5 protein-coding genes and 1 pseudogene are annotated in these 3965 nt (G+C 64.2%); 2 read left to right on the top strand and 4 right to left on the bottom strand.

Features of this window, described 5'->3' with window-relative positions; genetic code table 11:
• Positions 1–62 precede the first annotated feature (62 nt).
• Genes HPC46_RS33895 through HPC46_RS33885 form a run of 3 tightly spaced genes read right to left on the bottom strand, consistent with a single transcriptional unit; the run spans position 63 to position 1949 of the window.
• On the bottom strand, positions 63–1271 hold the full coding sequence (locus tag HPC46_RS33895) for an RNA-guided endonuclease InsQ/TnpB family protein (RefSeq protein ID WP_218894947.1): 1209 nt from the start codon (positions 1269–1271) through the stop codon (positions 63–65).
• Between the two features lie 41 nt (positions 1272–1312).
• Complete coding sequence (locus HPC46_RS33890; protein ID WP_179476365.1) at positions 1313–1480, bottom strand: hypothetical protein; 168 nt, start codon at positions 1478–1480, stop codon at positions 1313–1315.
• A 19-nt stretch (positions 1481–1499) separates the two neighbouring features.
• On the bottom strand, positions 1500–1949 hold the full coding sequence (locus HPC46_RS33885; protein WP_179476364.1) for a WhiB family transcriptional regulator: 450 nt from the start codon (positions 1947–1949) through the stop codon (positions 1500–1502).
• A 502-nt stretch (positions 1950–2451) separates the two neighbouring features.
• Here HPC46_RS33885 and HPC46_RS33880 point away from each other — a divergent pair.
• Together HPC46_RS33880 and HPC46_RS33875 are read left to right on the top strand one after the other, a co-directional pair.
• Positions 2452–2958 carry a DNA-binding protein gene (locus HPC46_RS33880; RefSeq protein WP_325096873.1) on the top strand — a complete coding sequence of 169 codons (507 nt, stop codon included), beginning with the start codon at positions 2452–2454 and terminating at the stop codon, positions 2956–2958.
• A 40-nt stretch (positions 2959–2998) separates the two neighbouring features.
• On the top strand, positions 2999–3433 hold the full coding sequence (locus HPC46_RS33875; RefSeq protein WP_179476362.1) for a hypothetical protein: 435 nt from the start codon (positions 2999–3001) through the stop codon (positions 3431–3433).
• Between the two features lie 4 nt (positions 3434–3437).
• On the opposite strand, the pseudogene HPC46_RS33870 reads toward HPC46_RS33875, so the two are convergent.
• Positions 3438–3965: pseudogene (locus HPC46_RS33870) on the bottom strand (hypothetical protein); the annotation flags it as partial.

Raw genomic sequence — 3965 nt, 5'->3', positions numbered from 1 at the left:
CCCTACGGGATGGGGCTTGACGTGCTCCCCGGACAAAGGTCCGGGGATTCCCGTTTGGCGGCCTACGCCGCTGTTGGGGTGCTTCCCTGTTCAACGCACACTGCCGCAACGGGTTGCGGTCCTACATGGGCTCCACAGGCGTTTAGTCTCTCTGCCCGCCCGGCAGCGAGAATGACCTTGGCGGCGTTGTGGTCGCGGTCGTGGATCACCTGGCATGCCGGGCACACCCACCTGCGGATCTGTAGCGGAAGTGCGTCGAGCCGATACCCGCACCCAGATGTTGAGCAGGTTTTGCTCGACGCCAACCACCGTGAAACCGTGTGCACGGTACGTCCGTAGTGGTCGGCTTTCTCACCGATGATCTTCACGAACTGCCCCCACCCGGCATCACTAATCACGCGTGCCAGCCGGCGGTTGCGGACCATCCCTGCGATGTTGAGGTCCTCGACGTGGATCACTTGATTCTCACGAACCAACGCCAAAGCCTGCTTGTGGTGATAATCCCGCCGAGCACGGGCAACCTCGTTATGCGCGATTGCAACCTTGCGCCTGGTCTTGGCCCTGTTAGCCGATCCTTTCTGCCGGCGAGCTTTCTCCCGTTCCAATCGGCGCAACTTGCGTAGTTTGCGGCCCAGATGCTTCGGGTTGGCGACGTCGATTCGATGGCCGTCGGTGGTGGCGACCGTGGCCAGCCGCGCGATCCCGACATCCACGCCGGCTTCCCGCTCGACCACGGGCAGCGGTGTGGCCGTGACGTCGACGACGAAGCTGGCGTAGAAATGCCCGTCGGGTTCCCGGGTGATCGTGACCGAAGAGGCCGTCGATGGCAGCTCGCGTGACCAGCGCACCTCGACCTCGCCGACCTTGGCCACGAACAACCGGCCGTTGTCGCGGATCGAGAAGCCGTTGCGGGTGAGCCGGAACGACTGTCGGGTATCCTTGCGGGATTTGAACCGCGGCCGGCCCACCCTGCGGCCCTTGCGTTTCCCGGTGGCCGAGTCGAAGAAGTTGCGCCACGCCCGGCGGGAGTCGTTGACCGACTGCACCAACGCCACACTGGGCACCTCGGCCAGCCAGGCCCGTTCCTCGGTGGTCTTGGCCGCAGTGATCACCCGGCGTTGAATCTCGCTGTCGGACAACTTCACCCCGGCCCGGTAAGCCTCATCCCGGACCCGCAACGTGTCGTTGAACACCACCCGAGTGCATCCGAACACCCGCGCCAACATCTCCTGCTGGGCCGGTGTCGGTTCAATGCGATACCGATAACGCATCTGCACAGCCACGACTGTAAAGGCCACCTGTGACAACGGGCTTAGTGCGCCGTCTTCATCTCTATCGCGGTGGCAGTCACCACCGCCGTCGCCGCCCCATTCCGGGCAGAAGGCGCTTGATGGTGCATGGCGCCGACTTCGACCCGCGTGACGCCATCGGTGGAGGTGGCTACGGGCACGGTGGCGGGCAGGGCCGCGTTCGAGGGCATCGGTCCGCCGCCTTCCGCGTCACGCCGCAGTGCTGTGGACGTCGGCGCTCGCGCGTCGGCGGCGCACCGACGAGGACGGCATGGCCGGGGCGGGCAGGCCGGGAAGTTCGACGTGCCGGCGCCGCTCGAACTGCGCCAGCAGGTAGTCGTAGGCCGCTTCCAGCTGCTCGATATCGCTCTTGTCGCCGGGCAAGGAGATGCCGCCCCACACGCCGTACTCCTCCCGGGCGGCGACGGCGTTGTAGCCGCAGCGGCCGATGAACGGGCAGTCCTGGCACGCCCGGACCGCCAAGACGCGGTCCTTGAATTGGGAAAACCACAGCTCCTGGCCGTTGCGGGTGCGGTTCGGGTCGACTGTCTGGCACGGCGTGGGCTCGCTGGTGTGGTAGAGCCGCACGCCGGCGTGGCTGCTGCGATCCACCGAACGCGCCCCGGAAGATGCCTGCTCGATGGCGGTCTGATTGCTCATCGTCGGGATGTCCTCTCATGCTCAAACCAGGAATTTTCCTGCTTCGGATTGCACCGTAGCAGGAATTTTCCTGGTTTTGCATCCTTACAACCGCCAAAAACCGGAAATTACCCGGTTCGAAGTACCGCGAAAAACCATATCGGTGCAGTTCAGAGGTTATTTCCTTTGGCAGACGGCACCGACACCAAAACCAGGAATTTTCCTGGTTTTGGGGCCCAGCACGGCGCGTCGCTGAGCCGTCGTGGCACACCACCCGCTAGGTTGGCCGTGTTCAAATAGGCCGCATCGCGAGAGAAAATACGCAGGTGAGGACCGCCGCCAAAGCCCTCGAACCAGGAATTTTCCTGGTTGGTCGTCCAGGAGCAGGTTTTTTCCCGCTTCCTAAGGCAAAATGTTGCCCATCATGTCTTGGGATCAGCTCGCAGCGGCGGTCCGGGCGCGGCGCAGGGAGTTGGGCCTGACACAGCTCGAGGTAGCCACGGCCGGACGTGTCTCCGAGGACATGATCCGCAACATCGAAATTGTCAAGCGCACACCCAAACGGGGATTGCGTCCGCGTACTGCCCGCGCAATCGAGGACGCCCTCGAATGGGAGCCCGGCAGCATCGAAGCGACTCTCGCCGGGGGCAAGCCGCGACCCCTCAAAACTTCGCGTCCTTCCCGCGCCAAGAAGCCGCAACAGACGATCACTACAGGGGACGACGCAACTTCAGAAACACCCCGCACAGATAACCCGCCGCTTGCCCCGGCCCAGCCGGAGGGGGGAGATCGTTTCGCGTTGGCCCGGCAGATTCTGGCTCTGCGATCAGCCCTGTCCCAACACCAGCGCGCCATCAGCCCGGAGGCTCGAGAAGCGTTGATGAGCGAGATGGCCAACTCAGCGCGCGAAGCCGAAGAGGCCATCGTGCGGATCATGCCCTGGCTCGATGAGGGTGAACGCGGTGAGGCGATACAACTGCTGGTCAAACTGCGGGAACCGTTGGGCGAGAACATCACTGGGAGCAACTGAGACCGTGAAGATTACGTGCCATCCCCACGACGCTGTATGGGTGATCAACGAGCTGCATGCCGTCGCCGAGGCGGTCCGAACCTACGGCGACTTGGGTCGCACCGGCGTCGACCAACCCAGGTTGGGGAACACGCCGACGCAGCTCTACCTTTTGGCCGCCGCGGTGGAAGCGCAGATGCGCGCCCTGCTGCACGCCGACCAGCTGTGCGCGTCTCGGCTGTTCCGGGCCCTTCCGTCTCCGGATGATCCGCCGCGCTCAGTGATGCATTTCGATCTGAGGGCCGCCGACACCGTGGTGGTCGGTGCGGTCAGCACCGAAATCTGCGTTGCGGAGCTGAGCGATGCTCACCAACGGCTGATCGAGGCTACTAAGCGGCTCCGCACCTCGCTGCAATCGCAGGCTATGGCGTCGCTGTACGAGAGTTTGGACAACGAGGCCGAACAACTGCGCCTCTTCGTCGCCGCATTCGCCTAGCCGATCACCGCGGATGAGGGGGCAGCTGATACCACAGCCCTGGCGCGATCTGCTTGGAATCAAACGGCGCCAACTGTCCGTCGGGAACCTGGATCAGGCGGCGCACATCGATCGGAAACTCCGGTGGCTTATCCGGCACACCGGGAGCGTAGAAAGCGTGCGGCTCCGGTACCCATGTGCCAGAGCCAGGGATAAGTTCCTGATATCGGGACGGGCCCAGCGCGCCCGGCGCGAGCTGCACGATGTCTTTGAGATCCACCGGCGCTTCGGCTGGACCAGACGGGACGTCGGGGTACCAGACACCGGAATGGGGGACCAGTTCGTGGTATCCGTAAGGGCCCAACGACTTTGGATCTTGAACCACCATCTTGCTCAGATCTAGCCAGTATTTCTGCGGATCTTCCGGCGCCGGCGACAGTGGTACGTCGAGGGCCTGGACCCCGCCGGCGGCCGGGCGGGGTGGGGGCTCCAACGGCGCACCGACGAGTGAAGGGTTGCCGGCGCTGCGCACATAGTCGGCGTACTGCGCGGT

The organism is Mycolicibacterium vinylchloridicum (assembly GCF_013404075.1).
Lineage (GTDB): Bacteria > Actinomycetota > Actinomycetes > Mycobacteriales > Mycobacteriaceae > Mycobacterium > Mycobacterium vinylchloridicum.
This window is presented reverse-complemented; position numbering and strand designations above follow the sequence as displayed.